Origin of the sequence: Mesorhizobium sp. NZP2077 (assembly GCF_013170805.1) — a bacterium.
Classification (GTDB): Bacteria; Pseudomonadota; Alphaproteobacteria; order Rhizobiales; family Rhizobiaceae; genus Mesorhizobium.
The window spans coordinates 6,256,534-6,279,790 of the sequence record NZ_CP051293.1; the positions used below are offsets into that span (position 1 = coordinate 6,256,534).

The following is a 23,257-nucleotide window of genomic DNA, read 5'->3' on the forward strand; positions in this document are numbered from 1 at the left end:
GTTGACACGATAGGCCTTGCGTGAAAACGTTATGGCCAACAAGAACACTTTAACATTCCTCTGGAGATACGGGAGCCGTCATGAACACGCTCGTCAAGGCCGCGCTGAGCGCGGCACTTCTCGTTGGAACCAGCTACGGCGCGCTTGCGGTCGAACGCGGCGGCACGCTGAAATACGGCCGCTATGCGGACAGCCTCTTTCTCGATCCGGTGCTCAACGATGCCAATGTCGACATCTGGGTCCTGTCCAATCTCTACGACACGCTGATCCTGCCCACCGACGACGGCAAGGGCCTGAAGCCGGGCCTGGCGACGGACTGGAAGGTCTCCGACGATGGGCTCACCGTCACGCTGACACTGCGTGACGGCATCAAATTCTCCGATGGATCGCCGATCACCCCAGCCGACGTGCAATGGTCGCTGAAACGCGCCGCCGATCCGAAGAAAGGCATCTGGAATTTCCTGGTCGGCTCGATCCAGGATGTTACCACCGAAGGCGATCACACCGTCATCATCAAGCTCAAGAACACCGATCCGGCGATCCTCGCCGCGCTCACCGTCTTCAACACCGCGATCCTGCCGATGAAGGCGTTCGAAGCCTCGGAAGGGACGACCGACGAGGAAAAGGCGAAGAGCTTCTCAGCGCATCCGATCAGTTCCGGACCGTTCGTCCTTAAATCCTGGGACCACGGCCAGTCGATGAAGCTGACGCGTAATGAGAACTATTGGGCGAAGGGCGAGGACGGCAAGCCGCTGCCCTATCTCGACGGCATCGATTTCGAGGTGATCCCCGATGATGCCACCCGCATCCTGAAATTGCAGTCGGGCGAAATCGACGGCGCCGAATTCATCCCCTATGCGCGCGTCGACGAATTGAAGCAGGCCGACGGCATCGATATGAAACTCTACCCGTCGACCCGCGTCGAATACATCACCATGAACGTGCGCCCGAAGATCGGCGACAAGGACAATCCGCTGTCGAACGAAAAAGTGCGCCAGGCGATGAACTACGCGATCAACAAGGAGGCGATCATCCAGGTGGTGACCCATGGCGTGGGGTCGCAGATGACCTCGTTCATGTCCTCGGCGACGCCGCTGCACAAGGGTGACAAGCCGCTCTATCCATACGATCTCGACAAGGCCAAGCAGTTGATGAAGGATGCCGGCTTCGAGAATGGGTTCGAAACCAGCCTGCTCGTGCTTGCAGGCAACCAGGACGAGATCGGCATCGCCACTGCGGTGCAGCAGATGTGGGGGCAGATCGGCATCAAGCTCGACCTGCAACAGGTCGACAATCCAAGCCGCACGCAGCAATACCGCGACGGCACGTTCACGATGCGCGAAGCGGCATGGACCGATGATATCGCCGACCCGAACGAGATCGCTTCGTACTTCGTCTATTCGCCGACCATCGGCGCGCTGCACAGCGGCTGGAAGAACGACGAGGCCGACAAGCTTTTCGAAGCCTCGCAGAAAGAGATCGACGCCGCCAAACGCGCCGATCAGTATGCCAAGATGCAGGACATCTACAACAGCAGTGGACCGATCGTCCCACTTTACGAAACGCCTTATCCGGTCGCGTTGAGCAAGAAGGTGCAAGGCTTCGTGCAGATCCCGCTCGGCAACAATATCTTTGGCGCCGCGTGGCTGCAGAAGTAGGCTGATCGCCAGAGGCGGCGAACGTCACGGCGTTCGCCGCCATCGTGCTCCTAGAGCCGGATGATTTCAGGTCGAATCGACCTGAAATCTGAATCCGCCTCTAAGTCAAAGAGATAGAGCATGACGTCGTCCGAAAGCCGCTTCACACTTTTCGGCGTCATGCTCTAGTCAACAAGGTCTGGATCACCTCTTGCCACTGTTGGCCTTCATTTTCCGACGAGTTCTGCAGACCATTCCGACCATTGCCTTCATCCTGGTGGTCACCTTCATTCTCGTTCGGCTTTTGCCGGGCGATCCGGCCAGCGCGATGCTCGGCGACCGCGCCATTGACGCCGACGTCCAGCGCATCAATGCCAAGCTTGGGCTCGACCAGCCGATCCCCGTGCAGTTCCTCTATTTCTCCAAGGCGGTCTTTACCGGCGATCTAGGCAATTCGATCGGCCTGAAGCTGCCGGTGATCGAGCTGATCTCACGCCGCCTGCCCGTCACATTGATGCTTACCGGAATGGCCGCCCTGATCGCACTGCTGGTGGCGGTGCCGCTGTCCTTCGTCGCGGCACTCAACCGTGGCGGCGCGCCGGACGCCATCATCCGCGGCACCTTCCAAATCGGCCTGTCCATGCCCGTCTTCTATGTCGGGCTGGTGCTACTGACCGTGTTTGCGGCAAAGTTGCGCTGGTTCCCGGTCGGCGGCTATGGCGAGAACTTCCTCGACGATCTCTATCATCTGTTCCTACCGGCCACGACGCTGGCTCTCAGCCTTTCGGCCGTCCTCATGCGCAATCTGCGCGCCGCCATCATCGGGGTGGTTGGCGCCGACTATGTCGACTTTGCCCGCGCCAAGGGTCTGCGCGCGAGGGTGATCATGACGCGCCATGTCCTGCGCAATGCGCTGATTTCGACGGTCACGCTGTTCGGCCTGTCGATCGGCACGCTTCTCGGCGGCGCGGTTATCACCGAAACGGTGTTCGCGATCCCCGGCGCGGGGCGGCTGATGATCGAGGCCATCTATGGCCGCGACTATCCCGTCATCCAGGGGCTGACGATCGCGCTAGCGCTGCTCGTATCGTTCACCTTTCTCCTGACCGACATTGTCCAGGCCTGGCTCGATCCCCGGGTGGCGCGATGAGCGCGAGCGTGGTCCAGATCGCCTTGCCGGCGAAACGGCGCCGGGCAATGCCGGGCACCCTTGTGGGCGCGGTCATCGTGCTTGGCGCGAGCCTGGCCATGGCGTTCTTTCCAGGACTCTTCGCGCCCTACGATCCGACTGCCTTCGACTACAACGCCATCATGCACGGACCGAGTTGGGCGCACCCGTTCGGCACCGACAATTTCGGCCGCGACATGCTTTCGCGCGTCATCCACGCCTATCGCATCGACATGCAGATCGCGGTGTTCGCGACGACGGGACCGTTCATCTTCGGCACAGTCGTCGGCGCCCTGGTCGGCTATGTGGGCGGCTGGGTGGAGGCGGTGTTCGGGCGTGTGGTCGATGCGGTCATCACCTTTCCGTTCCTGGTGCTGGTCATCGCCATCGTCTCGGTGCTCGGTCCCGGTCTAGGCAACATGTACATCGCCGTCGGTGTCGTCGGCTGGGTGTTCTATGCTCGGCTGGTCGCGGCTGAGATCAAGATCCAGCGCCGGCTCGACTATGCCGACGCGGCGCGAGGCATGGGCTACGGCCACATGCGCATCATCTTCCGGCATCTGTTGCCCAACGCGATAACGCCGGCCGTTGTCTACTGGATGACCGACATGGCGCTCGCCATCCTGCTCGGCTCTAGCCTCGGCTATCTCGGTCTCGGCGCGCAGCCACCGGCGGCCGAATGGGGCGTGCTGATCGCCGACGGCAAGAATTTCATGACCACCGCATGGTGGGTGTCGGTCTTCCCCGGTATCGCCATCGTCATCACTGGTCTCGGCTTCAGCCTTGCCGGCGACGCGCTGGCCGATCTTCTGAGGGTCAACCGATGATGGCGCCAATGCCCGGCGTCGGCCTCAAGGTGCGCAGCCTCACCGCCACCTTCCTGACGCCACGAGGCCCGGTCACGGTTGTCGACGGCATCAATCTCGATGTCGCCCCAGGCGAAATCGTCGGCCTGGTCGGCGAGTCCGGATCGGGCAAGAGCATCACGCTGCGCTCGATCGCGCGGCTGGTGCACGAACCAGGCAAGGTGAGCGGACAGGTAGAGTGGCAGGGCCGCAATCTGCTGGCGATGAGCGAATCGGAGATTCGCAAGGTGCGCGGCGCAGAGATCGCGATGATCTTTCAAGAACCGATGACGGCGCTCAACCCGGTGCTGCCGGTCCGCCTGCAGATCGAGGAGAACCTTAGCGCCCACACCACACTCGACCGCCGCGGCCGCCATCAACGCGCGCTGGAACTGATGAACATTGTCGGCATTCCAGCCGCGGAGCGGCGGCTCGACGAATACCCGCACCAGTTCTCGGGTGGGATGCGCCAACGGGTGATGATCGCGATCGCGCTGGCCTGTTCGCCGAAACTGCTGCTCGCCGACGAACCGACAACGGCGCTCGACGTGACCATTCAGGACCAGATACTGAAACTTATCCTCGACCTGCGCGATCGTTTCGGCATGAGCGTGGTGTTCGTGACCCACGATCTCGGCGTTGTGGCAGCGACCTGCGACCGCATGGCGGTGATGTATGCCGGGCGCATCGTCGAAACCGGCACGGTGACGCAGGTGTTCGCCGAGCCGCATCATCCCTATACGCGCGGGCTGCTCGGTTCCGTGCCGCGCATCGGCGCCGAGCGCAGCATGCTTTTGTCAATCGAGGGAACGCCGCCGAGCCTGACCAATTTGCCGGACGGCTGCGCCTTTCATCCGCGCTGTTCCTTCGCCACGGACCGCTGCCGCGCCGAGCGCCCGCCGCTCGAAAGCTTCGCCGCGGGCAGAGAGGTCGCCTGCTTCCACCATCGCACGGTGGCCACGATTTCCGAGGCAGCCTGATGCGGGAAATGCCGCTGATCTCCGTCGAAGGCGTCTCCAAGCAGTTCCGCTTTGCCCGAACCGCGTCCGACATACTCACGGGCAGACTTCCAGCCGCTGTCCATGCATTGAACAATGTCGACCTGGAAGTGCATCGCGGCGAGACGCTCGGCATCGTTGGCGAATCGGCCTGCGGAAAATCCACGCTGGCGCGTTGTCTCGTGCGGCTCTTGGAGCCGGACGAAGGGCTGGTGCGTTTCGACGGCAAGGATATCGGTCTGCTGCGCCCGGCGGAACGGCGCGACTTCAACCGCCGTGTTCAGATGATCTTCCAGGATCCCTACTCCTCGCTCAATCCGCGCATGTCGGTGCGACAGGTTCTGTCCGAAGCGCTGAGCGTTCATGCGATGCGGCCGAAGGCCGATATACCTGCGCGTATCACCGAGTTATTGGGCCTTGTGCGCCTCCCGGCGGACGCTGCCGACCGCTATCCGCACGAATTCTCCGGCGGGCAGCGCCAGCGCATCGGCATCGCGCGCGCTCTGGCTGTCGAGCCGGAGGTGGTGGTCGCCGACGAACTGGTCTCAGCGCTCGACGTCTCGGTCCAGGCACAAGTCATCAACCTTCTCCTGGACCTTCAGGAAAGGCTGAAGCTTACCGTTGTTTTCGTCGCGCATGATCTCAGGCTCGTACGTCACATCTCACACCGAGTCGCGGTAATGTACCTGGGCAAAGTGGTCGAGACCGGCCCCACGGAAGCGCTGTTCGCAGGACCCCGGCATCCCTATTCGAAGGCGCTGCTCGATGCTGCGCCCGAACTCGACCCATCGCGACGGACGCGCGTTGCGGCAGCACGTGGCGAACTGCCAAATCCGCTTGACCTGCCGGCAGGATGCCTTTTCAACACGCGATGTCCGTTCGCGTTCGAGCGTTGCTTTGCCGAGCGGCCCCACCTGTCCGCCCGAGGACCGGCTCACTTTGCTGCCTGTCACCTGACTGAATTCGGCAAACAGGCGCCCGAGACATTCGCGGCACAATGACCTGCTGAAATTTCCAACCAGATGAGACGCCGATGAGCTACACCGCATTCGAAGCCCAGGTCGCCAAGGTCAACGATATTTTGTGTGCCGTGAACGTGCTCGTCTGGGATTCGCGTACCATGATGCCCTCGCTTGCGGCCGAGGCGCGCGGCAAGCAATTGGGCACGCTGGCGGCAGTCGCACGCGAAATCGCAACCAGCGACAGCATGCTGAAGGCCCTCGACGCTGCGCGCATGGAACTCACGGGAATGCCCGGCGAGCAACTTCGAAGGCGGGCGCTCAATGACGCGGCGGCCGCGATCGCCATACTCGGCCGCATCCCGGCGCGGCTGGTGCAGGAAGCAGCAGAGCGGCGAACCGAAGGCCAGGCGGCGTGGATCAGGGCGCGTGCCGAGAACGATTTCCCTGCCTTCGCGCCGGTGCTAGAGCGAACCGTCGCGCTGCAGCGCGAGATCTGCGAGCATATCGGCTATGCCGACCATCCCTACGATGCGGCGTGCGGCACCTTCGAGCCCGACATAAGCTGGGCGCGGCTCAAGGGTTTGTATGCCGAACTGAAATCCGCGATCGGGCCATTGCTCCAGGCCGCGCTGCAAGCACGGCCGGCACGCGTCGATATTCTGGAACGCACGTATCCGATCGAAAAGCAGAAAGCATTCTCGAAGACAGTGGCCACCACCATGGGGTACGACTTCGAGCGCGGCCGGCTCGACGACACAGTTCATCCGTTCGAGATTTCCTTCACGCGTGCCGACGCGCGCATCACCGGCCGCTTCCGGGAGAATTGGCTGCCTGGCGGCCTTTTCGCCGTCTGGCACGAGGCCGGCCACGGCATCTATGAGCAGGGCATTTCTCCTGAGTTCACGCGCTCGGTCTTCACCACTGATCTCGTCAATCTCTACGCGGTCGGCGGCACCAGCTTTGGCATGCATGAATCGCAATCACGCCTATGGGAGAACCGCGTCGGCCGCTCTCGGCGCTTCTGGGAGCAGAATTTCGGGGCTTTGCAAGCCGAGTTCCCCGACCAACTCGCCGACGTCTCGGTCACCGACTTCTGGCGCGCGGTCAATGCGCCACGTCCTAACCTGATCCGGGTGGAGGCCGACGAACTCACCTATGACCTGCACATCATCTTGCGTTCGGAGATCGAGGCCGGATTGATGGACGGCAGCCTGCGTGTCCCTGACCTTCCGGCGATCTGGGCGGACAAGGTCCGCAGCTATCTTGGCCTCGATGTACCGACCGACACGCTGGGCGTGTTGCAGGATGTGCATTGGTCAGCAGGCATGATCGGATCGTTCCCGACCTATACGATGGGCAACATCATGTCCTCGCAACTGTTTAAGGCGGCGACCAAGATGCCAGAGGTTGAGCGCGGCCTCGATACCGGCGACTGTGCGCCGCTGAGAATGTGGCTGGGGGACCAGGTGCATCGTCACGGCCGCTCGCTGACGCCAGCCGAAATCCTGAAGGCCGCAACCGGCAAGGTGCTAGGGACCGACGACTACATCGACGATCTCCGTCGCAAGGTGGCCGAGTTGCACGCATAGCGCTGCATGCAAGGGATGAGTTGGTCGCATTTGTCAGACGTTACGAGGAGTTTGACTGTTCGTGCTGGCGGCTCGCAATGTCCGCTCAGTGGCGCTAAATGGGCGGTGTCAGATGGGTCGTTTGAGGCGCGTAGCCGACAGGCACCTTTTGGGGCCGACAGCGGAACGTCCGCTAAAGTTTCTATGTGCAAGCCGTTCTTAGGAGCGAGCACTCTTCGATCGCTGATCGGGCGCACCGGTTATAGCCGCCACATTTAGCTAGTCGCGCCAAATCCACTAGCAAGATCAGGGGAAATGGCGGTCCCGTCCTCCGTCAATCAGACCTATTTCGCGACCCCGAGTTGAGCGATTTGGCGACAGTTGCCACTTTTCCCAGGAGCTTTGAGGCTCCTTCTACCGTTACATCTGGCGCCTCTGGTGGCATCACATTGGGCTCCAAGTTCATGAGAACCTTCGCGGCGGCGATGATCTGATTCTTTGCCTGCATGGTTCAGTTTCCCAAAACTTCGTTGGGGTACTCAGATGTCTATTCATAGGGATTTCGATCGCTACCGCTTCGATCGTCGCCAGCCGGCCGCAACGGCTTCCGCTTCCGAGCAGAACCACCTTTCGCCTGGTTTACCAAGTCAGCCAGATTCCGCCACGTCGATGACGGCCTTGATCAGACCGGATTTCTGCTGCGCCCAGATCGCAATGTTGTGAGGGCTGTCGCTCAGGGTGGTGCGGTGAGTGACGAGTTGGTCAATTGGTATCTTTCGAGCACGAATCGAGGCGATGACGTGCTGGAAGTCGGTGTGCGTCGCGTTGCGACTACCGATCAGAATCATTTCCCGCTTGTGGAATTCGGGGTCGGAGAAGCTGACCTCGTCCTTGATGACACTGACCAATATCATGGCTCCGCCATGGGCCACGTAGCTGAACGCGGCTTGGATCGAGGCCTTGCTGCCCGTCGCATCGAAGACGAGGTCAAAACCGTCACCATCGGTTCGCTCCCGCACCAGCTCGACAGGTGAGGCCGAAGCATTGTCGATGACAGGAAACCCGAGTTGACCTTCGGCGAAGTCGAGCCGTTCCCTGCTCATGTCCATGATCGTCACCGCTTGGCCAGCAAGACGGGCAAACAATGCCGTACCCAAGCCGATAGGCCCGGCGCCGATGACCAGCGTACGGTCGCCAGCAGCAAGCCTGGAGCGCCTCACTGCGTGGGCACCGATCGCCAGAAATTCGACAGCTGCCGCGTCAATGAGTGACAGTCCTGTGGCCGGGTAAAGGTTGCCAGCAGGCACCAACAATTGTTCACACATGCCGCCGTCGCGATGAACGCCCAACACTTCTATCGACACGCAGCAATTCGGCTTGTCGTGACGGCACGCAATGCATCTGCCGCAGGCGAGATAGGGATTTACGACGACCCGTTCTCCGAGCTCGATAGCGACGCCTTCGCCGACAGCGGCCACGGTGCCGGAGAGTTCATGCCCCATTATGCGCGGATAGGCGAGGTAGGGATGCTTGCCCTCAAATATATGGTAGTCCGTGCCACAGATGCCGACATGGCTGATGTTGATCAACGCCCATCCGGCTTCCGGCCGGCCTGGAGCCGGGCGATGTTCGAAGCTCAATTCGCCGGGCTTTCGGCACACGAGCGCTTTCATGTGGACCATCTTCCTGAAATGCTTCAAAAAGAACCCGGCGGCTGAGATGACCGCCGGGCCAAGGTGTGGGAGTCTATTCGAAGTCCTTGACGTTCTTCAGCGTCACGAGACCGGCGCCGGTATCGACATTGGCCTCCACCTTTTCCCCGCGGATCGCCTTGACGACAGTGTCGATGCCAAGCTCGCCCATTTTTGCCGGAAATTGTGCAACGCTGGCATCTTCTGCGCCTGACTTGATCGCTTCGATCTCACCACAGCAGGCGTCGAAGCCGACCAGGATGATCTTGTCGTTGGCTATGCCGGCATTGCTGATCGACTTGACCGCTCCAGGAATTGGCGGGCCGCAGGCCGAGTAAATCGCCTTGAGATCGGGATTGGCGGTCAGAATATCTTCGGTGACCGAGGTTCCAAGCTCAAGCGTGCAGTTGGTGGCGCCCTTGCCAACGACCTCGACCTTGACGTCGCCGAGGCCCTCCATCATGCCGGTGACCCGATCGTCCAGCGCCGGCACTCCGGGCACACCTTGCAGGATGCCGATCTTGTCGCCGCTCTTGAGCACGGTCTTCAGATACTCTCCGGCGATCTTGCCGCCGTTGAGGTTATTGGTCGAAACAAGCGCCGTCTGGCCCTTCCAGTTCGGGATGCTGTTGTCGACGAGAACGACCTTGATGCCGGCAGCGACCGCCTTGTCCAGCGCCGGGGCAACGGTCGGATCGACCGGGGTGATTGCCAGCCCCTTGACCCCTTGCGTGATCATGGATTCGATCAGCGCGATCTGCCCCTCGATGTCGGTCGCCGCCTGCCCTTGGCCGGTGACCAGCTCGATTTCGGGGTGGGCGGCCGCGTATTTCTTGGCGGCATCCTCCATGGTCGAGTAGAACGGCACCGGGAATTTCGTAATCAGGCCGATCTTGATCTTGTCGGCGGCAGAAGCGGGCATCGCGAACGCAATGGCGATCGCCAGCCCAGCGAACAGTTTTCGGTTCATTGGCATTCCATTCCTCCCTTGGAATTGAGGCGTCTTCCGGCGGAAGTCGCTTCAGGTATTTGCGGACCGGAACGGCCCCCAAATTTCGAGCGAGTCAGGCTCCAACGATCATGGAAACCAGCTCCTGCTTGTTGTCCTTGGTTGGTACGAGTTCACCGACCTTGCGTCCCTGGCGAAGCACCACGGCGCGATCGGCAAGCTCGACGACATGTTCCATATTGTGGGTGATGAGGATGACGGCGTTGCCCTGGTCACGTAGGGCAGCAACGAGGTTGAGCACTTGCCGCGATTCACGCAGGCCAAGTGCGGCGGTCGGCTCGTCGAGGATCACGACCTTGCGGGCAAAAACGGTCGACCGCGCCACGGCAATGGCTTGTCTCTGTCCACCCGACATCATGGCAACGACGGCGTCCAACCGCGGCAACGTTACCTTGAGGTTTGCCAGCAAAAGGCGTGTGTCGGCATCCATCTTGCGCTGTTGAAGAAATCGCAGGCCGCGCGGGAGCCATTGCGGCCAGGCCAGTTCGCGACCGGCAAAGAAGTTCTGTCCAGGCGTCAGATTGTCGAACAGCGCAAGGTCCTGGTAGACGGTCTCGATGCCGGCGAAGCGCGCATCCGCGGGGGAGCGTATCTGCGTTGGCGCACCGTCCAGAAGGATCGCGCCGGCATCGAGTTGGTGCACCCCGCTGATGCATTTCGTCAGTGTCGACTTGCCGGCGCCATTGTCACCGAGAAGTCCGAGGATCTCGCCGCGTCGGACCTCGACGCTGACATCGTCCAGCGCCACAACCGAGCCGAAACGCTTGGTAGCACCGCGCACCGCCAGCACAGGATGATCCGTGGCGGCTGGATGATCGACGCTGGCCACATCGGGGCTCATGACTGCCTCCCGGCCTGCATGACGCGCACACGCCCTTCGAGATAGTTGCGCAGCACGTCGGATTCGACAGCTATGACGATGACAACGCCGATGACGATGAGCTGGAAGAAGACGTTGACGTTGAGCAGGTTGAGCGCGTTGCGGATGACGCCGATCATGATGGCACCGATCAAGGCATGGCCAAGATGGCCGCGGCCGCCGAGAAAACTGGCACCGCCAATGATCACCGCTGCGATCGTATCCAGTTCCAGCAGATTGCCGAACAAGGGCGAACCGGCGTCGGTGCGGCCGGCAAGGATGACGGATCCGATGCCCGCGCACAGCCCCGATATCACATAGACCGAAACCAGGACCCAGGAGACGGGAATGCCCATGCGCACGGCAGCGTCGGGCCGGCCGCCGACGGCATAGATCCAGCGCCCCCAGACCATCGTCTTCGCCATGACAAAAAGAACCGCGGCAACGCCGGCCACCACAAAAACCGATCCCGGCAGACCCCAAACCGCCTCGCGGCCGAGTGCGTCGATCGAATCTGGCATGCCAGGGATGGCGCGCCCATCGGCCAATTGCAGCGCCAGACCCTTAGCGATGCTCAACGTCGCCAGCGTGATGATGAAGGGATGCGGCAACCGGCCGAAGACATAGAAAAGCCCGTTGATAGCGCCGACCGCCGCACCGCAGCCAACCATCACCGCGATGACCACGACGGCGGGAGCGCCGGCGTGAAAGCTGAGCGCCCCGACGACGGAAGCCAGTGCGACGTTCGAGCCGACCGAGAGATCGATCCCGCGTGTGAGGATGACCAGATGCTGTCCCATCGCCACAACCGAGATGACGGCGGTCTGGGCGAGGATGTTGCTGAGGTTGCGCCCTGTCAGGAAATAGGGTGACAGAAAACTGAGAACGACGATCAGCAGCGCCAGGATGACGACCGGACCAGCGCTCAGCAAGGCCAGACCGAGCGCAAGGCCGGGAACGGCTTCCTGCTTCCTAGGCTCCGGCAATGCGGCCTCACCGGCAGTGGTGCCGGTGTTTCCCGATTCAGGCAAAGTTCCCCTCCCCGCCGAAAACTCGTGCGAGCCCTCGTCCTCAAAACTTTTGCTGTATTTCAGTTTCCTCTTATCGATAAAAAACAACCGCCATCGCTTGGTCAAGTTGTTTTTTATGGATAAAGTTCATGCTAGAAAGGACAAGGTGTTTGCTCAGAGGAAGATCCGATGCGAACCGACACTGTGTACAAGAAGGCCTTCAACCGCGCCGCCACCATGCTGCGGGATGGACAATTGACCGGGGAGCTCCCTTCCGAAAATGAGCTGAGACGGCGGATAGGCGTGAGCCGCACAACCGTTCGAAAGGTTCTGGGAGAACTTGCCGGCCGCGAACTCGTCGCCGAGCACGGCGGCGTCCGGACTGCAGGCCGCGCGGTTGAGGATAGCGACTACTATCCCGACGCCGAAACAACGTCGCGGGCCAACCATGTCGAACAGCAGTTCATGGAGTGGATGCTGCGGGGTGACACCAGGCCCGGCACCAGCATCAACGAGCTCGAACTCGCGCGGCAATTCGGTGTTGCGACCAACGGAATTCGCGAGTTTCTGATCCGGTTCAGCCGATTTGGGCTGCTCGAGAAAAGGCCGAATACAGGCTGGCTTTTCAAGGGCTTCACGGAGGATTTCGCTCTTGAGCTGTTCGAGATCCGGGTGATGTTCGAGCTGCGCTCGGCGCATCTGTTTTCACGGCAACCCGACACGTCTCCCCTGTGGGACAAGCTCGCCGCGCTCAAGGTTGCACATACCGAACTGCTGAAGCGGATTGAAAGCCGCTATCAGGACTTCTCCGGTCTCGACAACCGGTTTCATCGGCTCATAAACGAGGCCTCGCCGAACCGCTTCATCGACGACTTCTACGACATCATCAGCTTCATTTTTCACTACCACTATCAGTGGAACAAGCATGACGAACTGCAGCGCAACCAGGCGGCGATCATCGAGCATCTCGCTTACATCGATGCACTCGAAAGCCGCGATCCTGACCGAATTAAGCGGGCCTGCCGAGCGCATCTGGCTTCGGCAAGATCAACGCTGATGCGTTCGCTGATTGGAGTTGATGAATAACCGATCGACCGGCGCCCCCTTTGGGAGGGCGTCGAGGTTGAAAGCGCCCTGGCGCCCATGCCCTAAAGATCGATGCGCTGCTCGCTGGCGGGATCGAACAGGTTGACGCTCGCCGGACCGACGGCAAGGAACATCGGCTCGTTTCGCCGGCCTGCAAACCTGGGAGGCAGGCGGGCGATGATCGACTGTTCACCAACCTGCACCGTCACCATTGAATGAGGCGCAAAGCTTCCCTAGCACTACTTTGGCATTTTTTTGGTTCTGGGAGCGTTTGAGGATTCCCAAGAGCGGTTTTGCGTGATTCATGAGAGGTCGGCTGTTGGAGGGGCCGGCCATGAACAGGGATTGGCAAGTCGATCTGGAGCGGTGGCTTGAGCCGTTCGTCTCGGCGTTGAGGCACAAGACGCGTGCGCGGATGTGTCCGGCCTATATTGCTGGGCTGATTGGCCTTGGGGATCGCAAGAGCATCCAACCGATGGCGGCGCGCGACGCAGGCGTCAACTATGACCAACTGCACCACTTCATCGCGAGCGGCGTGTGGGATGCTGGGCCGCTGGAGAAGGTGCTACTTGCGGAGGCCGACAGACAAGTTGGCGGGAACGATGCATGGCTGATCGTGGACGACACAGCGCTCCCCAAGAAGGGGCGCCACTCGGTCGGCGTCGCGCCGCAATATGCCTCGGCGCTTGGTAAGAACGCCAACTGCCAGACGCTGGTGTCGCTGACGCTGGCCTCTAGCGAAGTGCCGGTCATGGTGGGACTGCGGCTGTTTCTGCCCGAGAGCTGGACTTCCGATCCCGCCCGGCTCGACCGTGCCGGTGTGCCCGAGGACCATCGTGCCTACAGGACCAAGCCCGAAATCGCGCTGGCCGAGATCGACCGGGCTCGCGCAGCCGGCCTACGCTTTGGCTGCGTGCTCGCCGATGCCGGATATGGCTTGAGCGCCCCCTTCCGGCAGGCGCTCACCGAGCGCGGCCTTACCTGGGCCGTCGGCATCCCGTTCAAGCAGAAGGTCTATCCCGCCGACGTGGCAATGATCTTTCCCGTTGCCGGACGCGGCCGTCCGCGCCAGCGGCATATCCCCGATGTGAAGTCGATGACCGCGAAGGCGATGCTGGAGACAGCCCCATGGCGCGCGGTCAGTTGGCGGCGTGGCACCAAAGGCCGCCTCTCGGCGCGCTTCGCCGCTGTCCGTGTCCGGGTTGCAGATGGCCCACCCCAGCGCATCCGCGACATGGGCGCTCAGCATCTGCCCGGCGAGGAGGTCTGGGTGATCGGCGAGCACCGCTCGACCGGCGAGCGCAAATACTACCTCTCCAACTTGCCCGCCGACACCCCGCTCAAGCAGATCGCAGGCGCCATCAAGGCGCGCTGGGTCTGCGAACAGGCGCATCAGCAGCTCAAGGAGGAACTTGGCCTCGACCACTTCGAAGGGCGCTCATGGACCGGCCTGCACCGGCACGCGCTGATGACGATGATCGCCTACGCCTTCCTGCAATCTCGCCGCCTCAAACAAGCGGGAGGGGGAAAAAAGAATCGTTGGCCCGCCGCCCCAACCGAGCCTACCCGCCGTCAGGCAAGCCATCCTCACCGCGCTAGCGCAGCCGCCCCCAATCCGTTGTCCCCACTGCCGCAGAGCCCTCTCCGCTAACAATCTGCCAAAGTAGTGCTAGGCCGTGAACCGATAAATCTGCCAGCGCACGGCTTGCCAGAGTCCGCTATGCCTCGATAGCGACCAAATTCTGCAGCGCAGCTAAATGACGCGAAGGGCCACGAGCCGACATCACGACCGCAGTCCGGTCCAAACCCTCAACCGATTCCCGAGGGCTAGCAATTGCTGGTTCCAGCCCGCCCTGATCGTTGCGGCAGGCAATTTGAGCAGGCATCGCGGCAGTGTCCATGGTCCTGATAGCCGAAACAGCGTAAACTGTTGACCGCTTATCGTGGAGGCGCTCCGTGTCTACCAAGCGCGTGGTAAGGCAGCTCATGGCGGTCGTCGCGGCCGATGTCGCCGGCTACAGTCGGCTGATGGCGGCCGACGAGGAAGGCACGCTCGCGGATATGAAATCGCATCGGCGCGCCCTTATCGATCCCAAGATTAGACAGCATCGCGGACGGATCGTGAAGACCACCGGCGACGGCATGCTCCTGGAGTTCGCGAGCGTTGTCGACGCGGTGCGCTGTGCCGTCGACGTCCAGCGCGGGATGATCGCGCGCAATGAGACCGTGGCACAAGAGAAGCGCATCGAGTTCCGCATCGGCATAAATGTCGGCGACATCATCATCGATGACGGCGATATTTATGGCGATGGCGTCAACGTGGCGGCCCGCCTGGAAGGAATCGCCGAGCCCGGCGGCATCTTCATTTCCCGTCAAGTGTTCGATCAGGTCGACGGAAAACTTGCGCTCAGAGTTCGGAAACTGGGTTCCCGGAATCTGAAAAACATCGCCAAGCCAGTCGAGGTATTTGCGATCGATCAAATGGGACGATCGGACGAGGCGCCTGAACGCGACCGCGCGGAGCAGCCCATCCAGAAGGTCAAATATTGCCGGGCACCTGACGGTGTGCGTCTCGCCTATGCAATCTCCGGCAGCGGGCCGATACTGGTGAAGTCGGCAAATTGGATGAATCACCTTGAATACGATTGGGAAAGCCCGATCTGGCGACATGTCTTTCGCGGGTTGTCGCGTGACCACACGCTGATCCGTTATGACGCAAGAGGCAACGGCATGTCCGACTGGGACGTCGATGAGCTCTCGCTTGACGCCTGGGTGAGCGACCTTGAAACGATTGTCGACGCGGCCGGCGTCCAGCGTTTCCCGCTTCTCGGAATGTCCCAGGGCTGCGCCATTTCGGTTGCGTATGCCGTGCGGTATCCGGAACGCGTGTCGCACCTTGTTCTCTATGGCGGGTTCGCGCTTGGCGGCAAGAAGCGCGCTCCGGCCGAAAAAGAACGGCGCAATGCGATGACGACTTTGATGCGCCTCGGATGGGGCGCGGACAATCCGAGCTTCCGGCAAATGTTTACCGGGCTATTCATCCCGGGGGGAACTCACGAGCAGGCGGATATTTTCAACGAGCTGCAACGTAGGACGACCTCTCCCGAGTGCGCTGCCAGATATTTCGATGTTGTGGGCGATTTCGATATCACCCATCGTCTCGCCGACGTGAAGGTGCCGACACTTGTCATGCATGCGCGGGGCGATCTCATGGTTCCAATCGAAGCCGGCCGCCAACTGGCCGCTGGGATTCCCGGCGCCCGCTTCATCGCCTTCGAGGGCCAGAACCATCTGTTTCTGGAGCATGAGCCGGCTTCCGACCGATTTTTCGAAGAGATCAGACTTTTCCTGAGCGGCTGAGAATCGGTAGCGGAGAGGATGTTACGCTCTAAGTGGATTGTCTGGGTTGGATCAATCGCGACTGGGGCGAGCCGGCAGCGGTCCGGTCACGTCCGCTGCGCCGCCGAAAGCGGAAGTCAATTCAGAGCATTAGCGACATGGTGACGGGAGCATTGCGGGTTGATGGCGCTGTCCAAGACGTGATTCAAGCTCCGAACCGGAGCCTCGAATCATGCGCTACGAACTCAGCGACTACGAATGGACCGCCATCAAACCTATGCTGCCGGACAAACCGCGTGGTGTTCGGCGTGTAAATGACCGTCGCGTGCTCAATGGCATCTTGTGGGTCCTGCGTTCAGGTGCGCCATGGCGCGACCTGCCGGAGAACTACGGTCCCCGCACCACCTGTTACAATCGCTTCGTTCGGTGGCGACGGGCTGGCGTCTGGGACCACATCATGGACGCACTGGCTGCCGGTCATGACGCGGCGGTGCAAATGATCGACACCTCCATCGTGCGCGTGCATCAGCACGGAGCCTGTATCGCGGACAACAATCAGGAAGATATGGGTCGCTCACGTGGTGGCCTGACCAGCAAGATTCACGCGGTGGTGGACACCAATGGCCTGCCGGTCCATCTCGTCCTTACGCCCGGTGAGGCGCATGACAACCGGCTGTGTTCGGTTCTGCTCAGCGCATTGCTTCCCAAGACGATGCTGCTCGCGGATCGCGGCTACGACGCCGACTGGATCAGGGAGCTTGCCCGCCAGCACGGAGCATGGGCGAACATTCCGCCGAAACGAAATCGCAAAGACCCGATCTGCTTCAGTGCGTATCTGTATCGCGCACGCAATTCGATCGAACGGTTCTTCAACAAGATCAAGCAATGTCGGCGTGTCGCGACCCGATACGACAAACTCGCAGCCAACTATCTTGCGTTCGTCAAACTCACATCAATCCGAATTTGGCTACGTGCAAATGAGTCCACGCCCTAGCAAAGCAAGTATTCGTAGGTTAGACGGCGGGTCAGGTGGCGTTTATCTGCAGCAAGTTGGCCCTGCGGCCAAATTCCGCCTTCGGCGCGGTTAGGACATCGGCCATCAAGGCCTGACCTTTGTCCTGGCTTGTAACCCGTTCGCCAAGCATAGGCGAACACCGCGTAGCTGACCGTCACCAACACTATTGGGCACATCATTCGCACTTCACGCGATAAGCGGGGCCGCGTTCTACGGCTTGTCTTTCGCCGGAAGTGGAATGGGTTTTGTCGGCGTCAGCAGAAACCGTGCTGCTCTCCCGACAGCGCGCGGCCATATCCGACGATCTGGCCGCTCGAATTGATGTCTCGCGCTTCGAAGAGCGTCCAGCTGCGACCGCTGGAGTCCAACAGATCGTTGAGGTCGTAAATTGCCGTCCCGATCCACAAGGCGGCGTGAGTTGGGGAATTGCCCTTGAGCGCTCAGCCTCCGGCAACGGACCCACGCGTGTCTATGGTGATCATCGACGCCGAGGGGGTCGCGTCCGCCCGCGCGACGAGCCGACAATACCGCGTGGCTGAAGGGCAAAGAGGTTTGTCCGCATCAAACCCGCCGCTTGCCGGCAGAGGTCGCGCCATCGCCGACATCAACCGCAAAATCGAAATCCCCATAGCCATCGACTTGTGGCCCGCGGGTTCCTTCCTCGTGGACTTTCGTGCGCCTGCCGGCGCGCGAAACTCTTCACGACAGCGGAATAGCGGCTTCTCGCGTCCGAAGAACGATAGCGGACGTTCAGCCCGGTGGGACCAAGGTGTGAAGCTGGCCAAAGCGGACCTTCTATGGCGGCTAGTTGCGCACACACGCGAGTGCTACGCTCCCAGCAAACCCACGTGACGTCTTTGTAGTCCAGGAGGCATCGTGGCGCGCCCGGAACGAAAGCTTGTGGCGGTTTTGGCAGCGGACGTAGCTGGCTATTCGCGTTTGATGGCGGCCGATGAGGCCGGGACTCTCTTCCATCTAAAGGCACTGCGCGCCGAAGTGATCGATCCAAAGATCGCGCAATTCAGGGGTCGGCTGGTCGGCACCGCGGGCGACAGTCTGTTGATCGAGTTTCCCAGCGCCGTCGATGCGTTACAGTTCGCAGTCGAGACGCAAGAACGCATAACGGCACGCAATACGGACCTTCCTGAAGACCGGCGCATGGCCTTCAGAATGGGTGTCAACGCCGGCGAGGTTATCCTGGATGAGGCGACGATCTACGGCGACTGCGTGAACGTGGCCGCCAGACTGGAAAAGGTCAGTGAGCCCGGAGGTGTCGTCATTGGACGCAGCGTCTATGATCAAGTGAAGGGAAAGATTCCCTATTCGCTCGTCGACCTGGGCGAGCATACGATGAAGAACATTGCTGGGCCTGTGCGTGCCTACCGGGTTCAAACAGGAGAGCGGGATGATCCAGAACCTTCAGCGTCAGTTGCTTCAGCGAAGGATTTGCCGCTCCCGTACAAGCCCTCGGTGGCGGTGCTTCCTTTCACAAACATGTCGGTGGACCCCGAGCAGGATTATTTTTCGGATGGATTAGCCGAGGACCTCATCACCGAGCTCAGTCGCAGTCAGAGTTTGTTCGTAATCGCGCGCAATTCCTCGTTCGTTTTCAAGGGTCAAGCCGTAAACATCACCGAGGTCGGACGGAAGCTGGGTGTACGGTACGTCGTCGAGGGAAGCGTTCGAAAGGCGGCTGCACGTGTCAGGATCACTGCGCAGTTGATAGAAGCCGCCACTGGCAATCACGTCTGGGCGGAGCGCTACGATCGAGACCTCGAGGACCTTTTCGCTGTTCAAGACGAGGTGACCGAGAGGATCGCCTGGGCACTGGTCGGCAAGGTAGGCGCTGCTGAGATCGTTCGGACCAGGCAAACACAAGCGAGCCTCAGCGCGTATGACGCGTTCTTGCGCGGCATCGATGCGATGCACCGATTCACCGAGAAGGACACCGTCGCTGCTGTCGAGTTCTTGAAGCTGGCTCTTGGCTGGGAGCCCGATTCGGCGCGGGCGCACGCATGGCTCGCGGACGCCTACGCGACCCTCTCCGTTTTCAGAGCTGATGGAGAACTGAAGTCTTTGGCCATGCAGTCGGCCTTGCGGGCCATCGAACTCGGCGACGCCAGCGGACTGGCAGAGGCCGTCGTTGCAGCTCTGCATGGATGGAAAGGGGAGTTCGAGGTTGCCGAGACCCATTGGCAACGCGCGCTCGCGTTGGGCCAGACTAACCCGAACGTACTCGTCTGGGTCGGGTACATCTGCCTTTGGGGTGGTCATCTCACAAAGGCCCGCGAGATCGGCGAACGGCTCAGACGGCTGAGTCCGCTTGAACACCGCGATGTCCACGAGCTACTTGCATTCGCTTACTATCTGCTCGGTGAATATGAGACTTCGCTGGATTCGTTCCGCCGTTGGGACAACAACAACTATGATCGCGGGTTCGCCAATCTGGCTGCGTGTTTGGGACAGCTTGGACGCGTCGACGAGGCAATATTGGTTTGGGGCAAGTGCCTCGAGCGCAAGCCTGGTTTCACCTTAGGCGACTATAAGCTCGGCTCTCCATATCGCCGGCAAGAGGACGTGGAGCACTGGCTTGAGGGCCTGCGAAAAGCAGGCATTGCAGATTAACGGATGACCAATCAACAATCGGGACGGTTCGTCGAAAGCGCAACTGAAAGTAGATTACTGACCGGTGACGATTTTGGTCCAGGTGCGCGTCGCCACGCGCTGGGTCTTCGGGTCATATGGGAAGACGGTGAAAAGCTTCTTCAGCGTCGCATCGTCAGGATAGATCGACTGGTCGCCGAGAATGCTGTTTTCGACAAATTGCTGCGACGCCTTGTTGCCATTGGCAAAGAATACGAAATTTGTGTTCTTGGCGGCGACTTCAGGCTTCATGAGGTAGTTGATGAAAGCATTCGCTTCGTCCAAATGCGGTGCATCTGCGGGGATTGCCATTTGATCGAACCACATCACAGTGCCTTCCCGAGGGATCGAGTAGGCGATTGTGACGCCGTTACCGGCTTGAGCGGCACGGTCGCGCGCCTTTAGGACGTCGCCCGACCAGCCGATCGCCAGGCAGATGTCGCCGTCCGCCAAAGCGTTGATGTACTCGGATGACTCGATTTTGCGGACATCGGTACGGATACGCATCCATGCCTCTTCGGCCTTGCCGAAGTCGTCCGGCGAGGTGCTCTCGGGGTTCAGTCCAAGATAATTCAGCGTGATGGGCAGGATTTCGGTGGGCGAATCGACCACGTAGACTCCGCAATCGGCAAGCTTCTTCAGCTTCTCGGGATCGAAGAAAAAGTCCCAACTGTCGAGTTTGTCGACACCAAGCGCGGCCTTGATCTTCGCGGTGTTGTACCCCAACCCCACCGTGCCCCACATGTAGTTCACCGAATATTGGTTGCCGGGGTCGTACTTGGCGGTCCGCTGCTCGATGACGTCCCACATATTGGCGATGTTGGACAACTTAGACCTGTCCAGCTTCTGGAAGACGCCGGCCACCACCTGGCGGGCCAGGAAACTGGCGCTTGGCACGACGACGTCGTAGCCTGAGCCGCCAGTAAGCAACTTGGTCTCGAGTATCTCGTTGGAGTCAAAGACGTCGTAGACGACCTTTATACCGGTGTCCTTGGTGAAGTCGCTGATGACCGAGGGATCCAGGTAGTCCGACCAGTCATAAAGGTTGACGACCTTGTCGGCAGCCTGGGCGGACGGTGTCATGGCCCCGGCGAGCAACGATACAGCTGACCAAAGAAGCGCCTTGCGGATCATGTGCTCACCATTGGTTGCAGTCCCCAAGCTGCGAACGCCGTACCTTGTACACGGCCGCGCATGGCTGCAATATTAGCACATGCTGAAGGGAATTAGAGTTGAATGGGTAGACTCGGTCGTCGAATGCGCCCCTCCATGACGTGCAGTGCAATTAGATCGTCCGCGGAAGAAGCCGCCTACAAGACCACTTGCGAAGCTGGTTGGCAATGTCGGGGAACTGGCGCAAAACGTGCCGCCTCGGCTGCTCGCTCGGATGTCCGCTTTTGGGGCGCGGCTGGGGTCTGCTCAACGACTGACATTGCGCAAATTGGTCACGGCTCTACTCGTGAAGTGGAGCCGCACCTGATCAAACCTCTGTTGCCTCGGAAAGTTCGAGAGCATCCTCAACATCGACTCCCAGATAGCGGACCGTGTTCTCGATCTTGGTATGACCGAGCAAAATCTGGATGGCTCGCAGATTTCCCGTCGCTTTGTAGATAATCGAGGCCTTGGTGCGATGCAGGGAATGGGTTCGGTATTCCTCTGGTCGAAGCCCGATCGCCTCGACCCATTCGTCGACGAGGCGTGCATACTGCCTTGTACTCATGTGAGCCCTTGGATTGATCCTGCTCGGAAACGCGTAATCATCGACTGTCCCGCCGCGTCGCTCCAGCCATGCGAGAAGGCTGGAACGTACGTCGCTCATCAACTCGAACTGAACAGGTCGGCCGGTTTTCTGTTGGATGACCATCGCGCGAGTTCGGACTTCCGGTCCTACAACGAGGTTGCCGATTTTGATCTTGACGAGATCGCAGCCGCGCAACTTGCTGTCGATCGCCAAATCGAAGAGCGCTCTGTCTCGCAGACGCAGCTCTCGATCGAGAAAGAAGCGTATCGCCCATATCTGTCGAGGTTTCAGAGGGCGTTTCGTTCCGACCTTCTTCCCGGCATTCCATGCCCGGCGATCGGAGTCGGTGAGGTCGTAGCACGAGTGTCCCATTTCGTTTTCCTTCGGCCATGATTGGCCACCAGAGAAACGCCGCTAGACTGTTGCGAGGCCGAAAGCAGTCCGGCAGCTTCGGGCTGCGAATCTTCACAAGCAGACATTGAGGGTGACGTGGGCGCGTCGCGACCTTACCATCTTGACGTTAACGTGCGCCGACGAAGAAGCCCGGGGCAAACCTGGATATCTCTTATGATTTGACGATCTCCGTCACACAGTGGACGTAGTCCATGCGATGCCCTTCGGGCGCGCGCGAGACGCCAGCTTCGTAAGCGTCGTAAAGATCATCGATAATTGTGGAGCGGTCGTTCGCGGGACGCGAGGAATCCAGTGCGTTTGCAAAAACAGTTTCCGACCAGGAGCGGAGCGTCGGGACATACCCCCTGGCAAACTCCTCCGCATTGCGATGGGCCCGGAAGGCCTCAGCGTAGGGACACGGCGTCACCATGGTGAACATCGTCTCCAGCTCCAGTCCTGCTTGCGACACCGGCGAAGCGGGGTCGCGGAATGGCGCGGCAAACTCGTCCGGTGTCTTGTAGAATTGCTGGAACGTCGCGTTGACATACTCTGTCTCGCTGATCCGGCCCGCCTTGAGAAGATCGCGCCAATGGCGTGCGAAGCTGTCGAACATGTCGACCCCTGTCGTATGGCCGAGATAGCGCCCTTCCTCATCGACGCAGAAATTGGCTAGCGCCAGCCTGCCGCCGGATCGTAGCTCGCGCGCCCTGGCAAGCAGGATCGTCTCCCAGTCGCTGAGAGCCTGGGCGCGAAATTGCGCGCGCTCGGCGTCAGTCGCGCCAACCGCCTGGACATGGTCGGCGATCATGCAAGGTCTTTTACTGATCCAGTGCATGGCGGTAGCGGAGAACCCGAGCGACAAGGAATTGCCCGGCAGGATCTGGTGATAGAAGCTCGTTCCGCTGCCGAAGATGTAAAGGGCGGGTGTGTCGGCCAGTGGAACCTCTGTCGGGTTGCCAAGAAGTCCCTGGCTCAGCCGGAAGAGGGTCGAGAAATCATTGTGGGGCAGGTCCGTGTAGGTGATCGATATTGTCCGATGCGGTTCCGTTTCGCGGATGGCGCCGACCAGCCGCCGCATCATGTCCATCGAGGTGCCGCCGTCGGCCGCGCCGAAATCGGCTACCGCAAATGGCTGGTCGTCGGCCAGCCGAGGCATCTTGGCGACCGCCTTGACGACGAGGTCGCCGACCTTGTCGATGACGTTCTTGGCTCCCACCGTGTTCGCCGAATAGTAGCCCGCTCCGCGCATGGCAATCTTCTGGCTGTCGGCTGCGCTCATCGTCTTGTTCTCCC

General features: G+C 60.6%; 19 protein-coding genes. 11 read left to right on the forward strand and 8 right to left on the reverse strand.

Annotated features, from left to right (window positions below):
* The first annotated feature begins 80 nt into the window (after nucleotides 1-80).
* The 6 genes from HGP13_RS30970 (at nucleotide 81) to HGP13_RS30995 (ending at nucleotide 7,199) form a co-directional block, all read left to right on the forward strand.
* The gene (locus HGP13_RS30970) at nucleotides 81-1,658 is read left to right on the forward strand and encodes an ABC transporter substrate-binding protein (RefSeq protein ID WP_172233071.1); all 1,578 of its coding nucleotides are present in this window, start codon (nucleotides 81-83) and stop codon (nucleotides 1,656-1,658) included.
* Between the two features lie 190 nt (nucleotides 1,659-1,848).
* A complete protein-coding gene (locus HGP13_RS30975) occupies nucleotides 1,849-2,787 on the forward strand; it encodes an ABC transporter permease (protein ID WP_172233074.1) in 939 nt (312 codons plus the stop codon).
* Nucleotides 2,784-3,632 (forward strand): ABC transporter permease, encoded by an 849-nt coding sequence (locus HGP13_RS30980; RefSeq protein ID WP_172233077.1) that lies wholly within the window; start codon nucleotides 2,784-2,786, stop codon nucleotides 3,630-3,632. The genes HGP13_RS30975 and HGP13_RS30980 overlap by 4 nt, the downstream gene beginning before the upstream one ends.
* Nucleotides 3,629-4,630: an ABC transporter ATP-binding protein gene (locus HGP13_RS30985; RefSeq protein WP_246707174.1), complete on the forward strand. Its 1,002-nt coding sequence runs from the start codon at nucleotides 3,629-3,631 to the stop codon at nucleotides 4,628-4,630. Before HGP13_RS30980 ends, HGP13_RS30985 begins: the two co-directional genes overlap by 4 nt.
* Nucleotides 4,630-5,649, forward strand: a complete 1,020-nt coding sequence (locus HGP13_RS30990; RefSeq protein ID WP_172233080.1) for an oligopeptide/dipeptide ABC transporter ATP-binding protein — start codon at nucleotides 4,630-4,632, stop codon at nucleotides 5,647-5,649. The genes HGP13_RS30985 and HGP13_RS30990 overlap by 1 nt, the downstream gene beginning before the upstream one ends.
* A gap of 32 nt (nucleotides 5,650-5,681) precedes the next feature.
* Nucleotides 5,682-7,199: a carboxypeptidase M32 gene (locus HGP13_RS30995; protein ID WP_172233083.1), complete on the forward strand. Its 1,518-nt coding sequence runs from the start codon at nucleotides 5,682-5,684 to the stop codon at nucleotides 7,197-7,199.
* 626 nt (nucleotides 7,200-7,825) lie between these two features.
* Here HGP13_RS30995 and HGP13_RS31000 read toward each other — a convergent pair.
* The 4 genes from HGP13_RS31000 to HGP13_RS31015 form a co-directional block, all read right to left on the reverse strand.
* Nucleotides 7,826-8,851, reverse strand: a complete 1,026-nt coding sequence (locus HGP13_RS31000; protein ID WP_172233086.1) for a zinc-binding alcohol dehydrogenase family protein — start codon at nucleotides 8,849-8,851, stop codon at nucleotides 7,826-7,828.
* A 73-nt stretch (nucleotides 8,852-8,924) separates the two neighbouring features.
* Nucleotides 8,925-9,839 (reverse strand): sugar ABC transporter substrate-binding protein, encoded by a 915-nt coding sequence (locus tag HGP13_RS31005; RefSeq protein ID WP_172233089.1) that lies wholly within the window; start codon nucleotides 9,837-9,839, stop codon nucleotides 8,925-8,927.
* Nucleotides 9,840-9,933: 94 nt separating this feature from the next.
* On the reverse strand, nucleotides 9,934-10,719 hold the full coding sequence (locus tag HGP13_RS31010) for an ATP-binding cassette domain-containing protein (protein WP_172233092.1): 786 nt from the start codon (nucleotides 10,717-10,719) through the stop codon (nucleotides 9,934-9,936).
* The gene (locus HGP13_RS31015) at nucleotides 10,716-11,768 is read right to left on the reverse strand and encodes an ABC transporter permease (protein ID WP_246707175.1); all 1,053 of its coding nucleotides are present in this window, start codon (nucleotides 11,766-11,768) and stop codon (nucleotides 10,716-10,718) included. Before HGP13_RS31015 ends, HGP13_RS31010 begins: the two co-directional genes overlap by 4 nt.
* 168 nt (nucleotides 11,769-11,936) lie before the next feature.
* Between HGP13_RS31015 and HGP13_RS31020 the strand changes: the two genes are divergently transcribed.
* Nucleotides 11,937-12,833: a GntR family transcriptional regulator gene (locus HGP13_RS31020; protein ID WP_172233095.1), complete on the forward strand. Its 897-nt coding sequence runs from the start codon at nucleotides 11,937-11,939 to the stop codon at nucleotides 12,831-12,833.
* A gap of 62 nt (nucleotides 12,834-12,895) precedes the next feature.
* On the opposite strand, the gene HGP13_RS31025 is transcribed toward HGP13_RS31020, so the two are convergent.
* Complete coding sequence (locus tag HGP13_RS31025) at nucleotides 12,896-13,045, reverse strand: hypothetical protein (protein WP_246707176.1); 150 nt, start codon at nucleotides 13,043-13,045, stop codon at nucleotides 12,896-12,898.
* Between the two features lie 122 nt (nucleotides 13,046-13,167).
* Between HGP13_RS31025 and HGP13_RS31030 the strand changes: the two genes are divergently transcribed.
* The 4 genes from HGP13_RS31030 (at nucleotide 13,168) to HGP13_RS31045 (ending at nucleotide 19,812) form a co-directional block, all read left to right on the forward strand.
* On the forward strand, nucleotides 13,168-14,484 hold the full coding sequence (locus HGP13_RS31030; RefSeq protein ID WP_172233098.1) for an IS701 family transposase: 1,317 nt from the start codon (nucleotides 13,168-13,170) through the stop codon (nucleotides 14,482-14,484).
* A 377-nt stretch (nucleotides 14,485-14,861) separates the two neighbouring features.
* Nucleotides 14,862-16,193: an alpha/beta fold hydrolase gene (locus HGP13_RS31035; protein WP_246707177.1), complete on the forward strand. Its 1,332-nt coding sequence runs from the start codon at nucleotides 14,862-14,864 to the stop codon at nucleotides 16,191-16,193.
* Nucleotides 16,194-16,404: 211 nt separating this feature from the next.
* The gene (locus HGP13_RS31040; RefSeq protein ID WP_172233104.1) at nucleotides 16,405-17,166 is read left to right on the forward strand and encodes an IS5 family transposase; all 762 of its coding nucleotides are present in this window, start codon (nucleotides 16,405-16,407) and stop codon (nucleotides 17,164-17,166) included.
* A gap of 897 nt (nucleotides 17,167-18,063) precedes the next feature.
* On the forward strand, nucleotides 18,064-19,812 hold the full coding sequence (locus HGP13_RS31045; protein WP_172233107.1) for an adenylate/guanylate cyclase domain-containing protein: 1,749 nt from the start codon (nucleotides 18,064-18,066) through the stop codon (nucleotides 19,810-19,812).
* Nucleotides 19,813-19,866: 54 nt separating this feature from the next.
* Here the strand turns inward: HGP13_RS31045 and HGP13_RS31050 are convergent, their stop codons facing one another.
* From HGP13_RS31050 to HGP13_RS31060, 3 genes are all read right to left on the reverse strand, one after another.
* Nucleotides 19,867-20,964 (reverse strand): polyamine ABC transporter substrate-binding protein, encoded by a 1,098-nt coding sequence (locus HGP13_RS31050; protein ID WP_172233110.1) that lies wholly within the window; start codon nucleotides 20,962-20,964, stop codon nucleotides 19,867-19,869.
* Nucleotides 20,965-21,310: 346 nt separating this feature from the next.
* On the reverse strand, nucleotides 21,311-21,943 hold the full coding sequence (locus HGP13_RS31055; RefSeq protein ID WP_172233113.1) for a tyrosine-type recombinase/integrase: 633 nt from the start codon (nucleotides 21,941-21,943) through the stop codon (nucleotides 21,311-21,313).
* Between the two features lie 193 nt (nucleotides 21,944-22,136).
* Nucleotides 22,137-23,243, reverse strand: a complete 1,107-nt coding sequence (locus HGP13_RS31060; RefSeq protein ID WP_172233116.1) for an SAM-dependent methyltransferase — start codon at nucleotides 23,241-23,243, stop codon at nucleotides 22,137-22,139.
* Between the last annotated feature and the right edge of the window lie 14 nt (nucleotides 23,244-23,257).

Coding starts and splice junctions, on each gene's coding strand:
- HGP13_RS30990 (WP_172233080.1), top strand. CDS start 4,630: ATGCGGGAAATGCCGCTGATCTCCGTCGAAGGCGTCTCCAAGCAGTTC.
- HGP13_RS31000 (WP_172233086.1), bottom strand. CDS start 8,851: ATGAAAGCGCTCGTGTGCCGAAAGCCCGGCGAATTGAGCTTCGAACAT.
- HGP13_RS30995 (WP_172233083.1), top strand. CDS start 5,682: ATGAGCTACACCGCATTCGAAGCCCAGGTCGCCAAGGTCAACGATATT.
- HGP13_RS31010 (WP_172233092.1), bottom strand. CDS start 10,719: ATGAGCCCCGATGTGGCCAGCGTCGATCATCCAGCCGCCACGGATCAT.
- HGP13_RS31035 (WP_246707177.1), top strand. CDS start 14,862: ATGGCGGCCGACGAGGAAGGCACGCTCGCGGATATGAAATCGCATCGG.
- HGP13_RS30980 (WP_172233077.1), top strand. CDS start 2,784: ATGAGCGCGAGCGTGGTCCAGATCGCCTTGCCGGCGAAACGGCGCCGG.
- HGP13_RS31050 (WP_172233110.1), bottom strand. CDS start 20,964: ATGATCCGCAAGGCGCTTCTTTGGTCAGCTGTATCGTTGCTCGCCGGG.
- HGP13_RS31005 (WP_172233089.1), bottom strand. CDS start 9,839: ATGAACCGAAAACTGTTCGCTGGGCTGGCGATCGCCATTGCGTTCGCG.
- HGP13_RS31040 (WP_172233104.1), top strand. CDS start 16,405: ATGCGCTACGAACTCAGCGACTACGAATGGACCGCCATCAAACCTATG.
- HGP13_RS31030 (WP_172233098.1), top strand. CDS start 13,168: ATGAACAGGGATTGGCAAGTCGATCTGGAGCGGTGGCTTGAGCCGTTC.
- HGP13_RS30970 (WP_172233071.1), top strand. CDS start 81: ATGAACACGCTCGTCAAGGCCGCGCTGAGCGCGGCACTTCTCGTTGGA.
- HGP13_RS30985 (WP_246707174.1), top strand. CDS start 3,629: ATGATGGCGCCAATGCCCGGCGTCGGCCTCAAGGTGCGCAGCCTCACC.
- HGP13_RS31025 (WP_246707176.1), bottom strand. CDS start 13,045: ATGGTGACGGTGCAGGTTGGTGAACAGTCGATCATCGCCCGCCTGCCT.
- HGP13_RS31020 (WP_172233095.1), top strand. CDS start 11,937: ATGCGAACCGACACTGTGTACAAGAAGGCCTTCAACCGCGCCGCCACC.
- HGP13_RS31060 (WP_172233116.1), bottom strand. CDS start 23,243: ATGAGCGCAGCCGACAGCCAGAAGATTGCCATGCGCGGAGCGGGCTAC.
- HGP13_RS31055 (WP_172233113.1), bottom strand. CDS start 21,943: ATGGGACACTCGTGCTACGACCTCACCGACTCCGATCGCCGGGCATGG.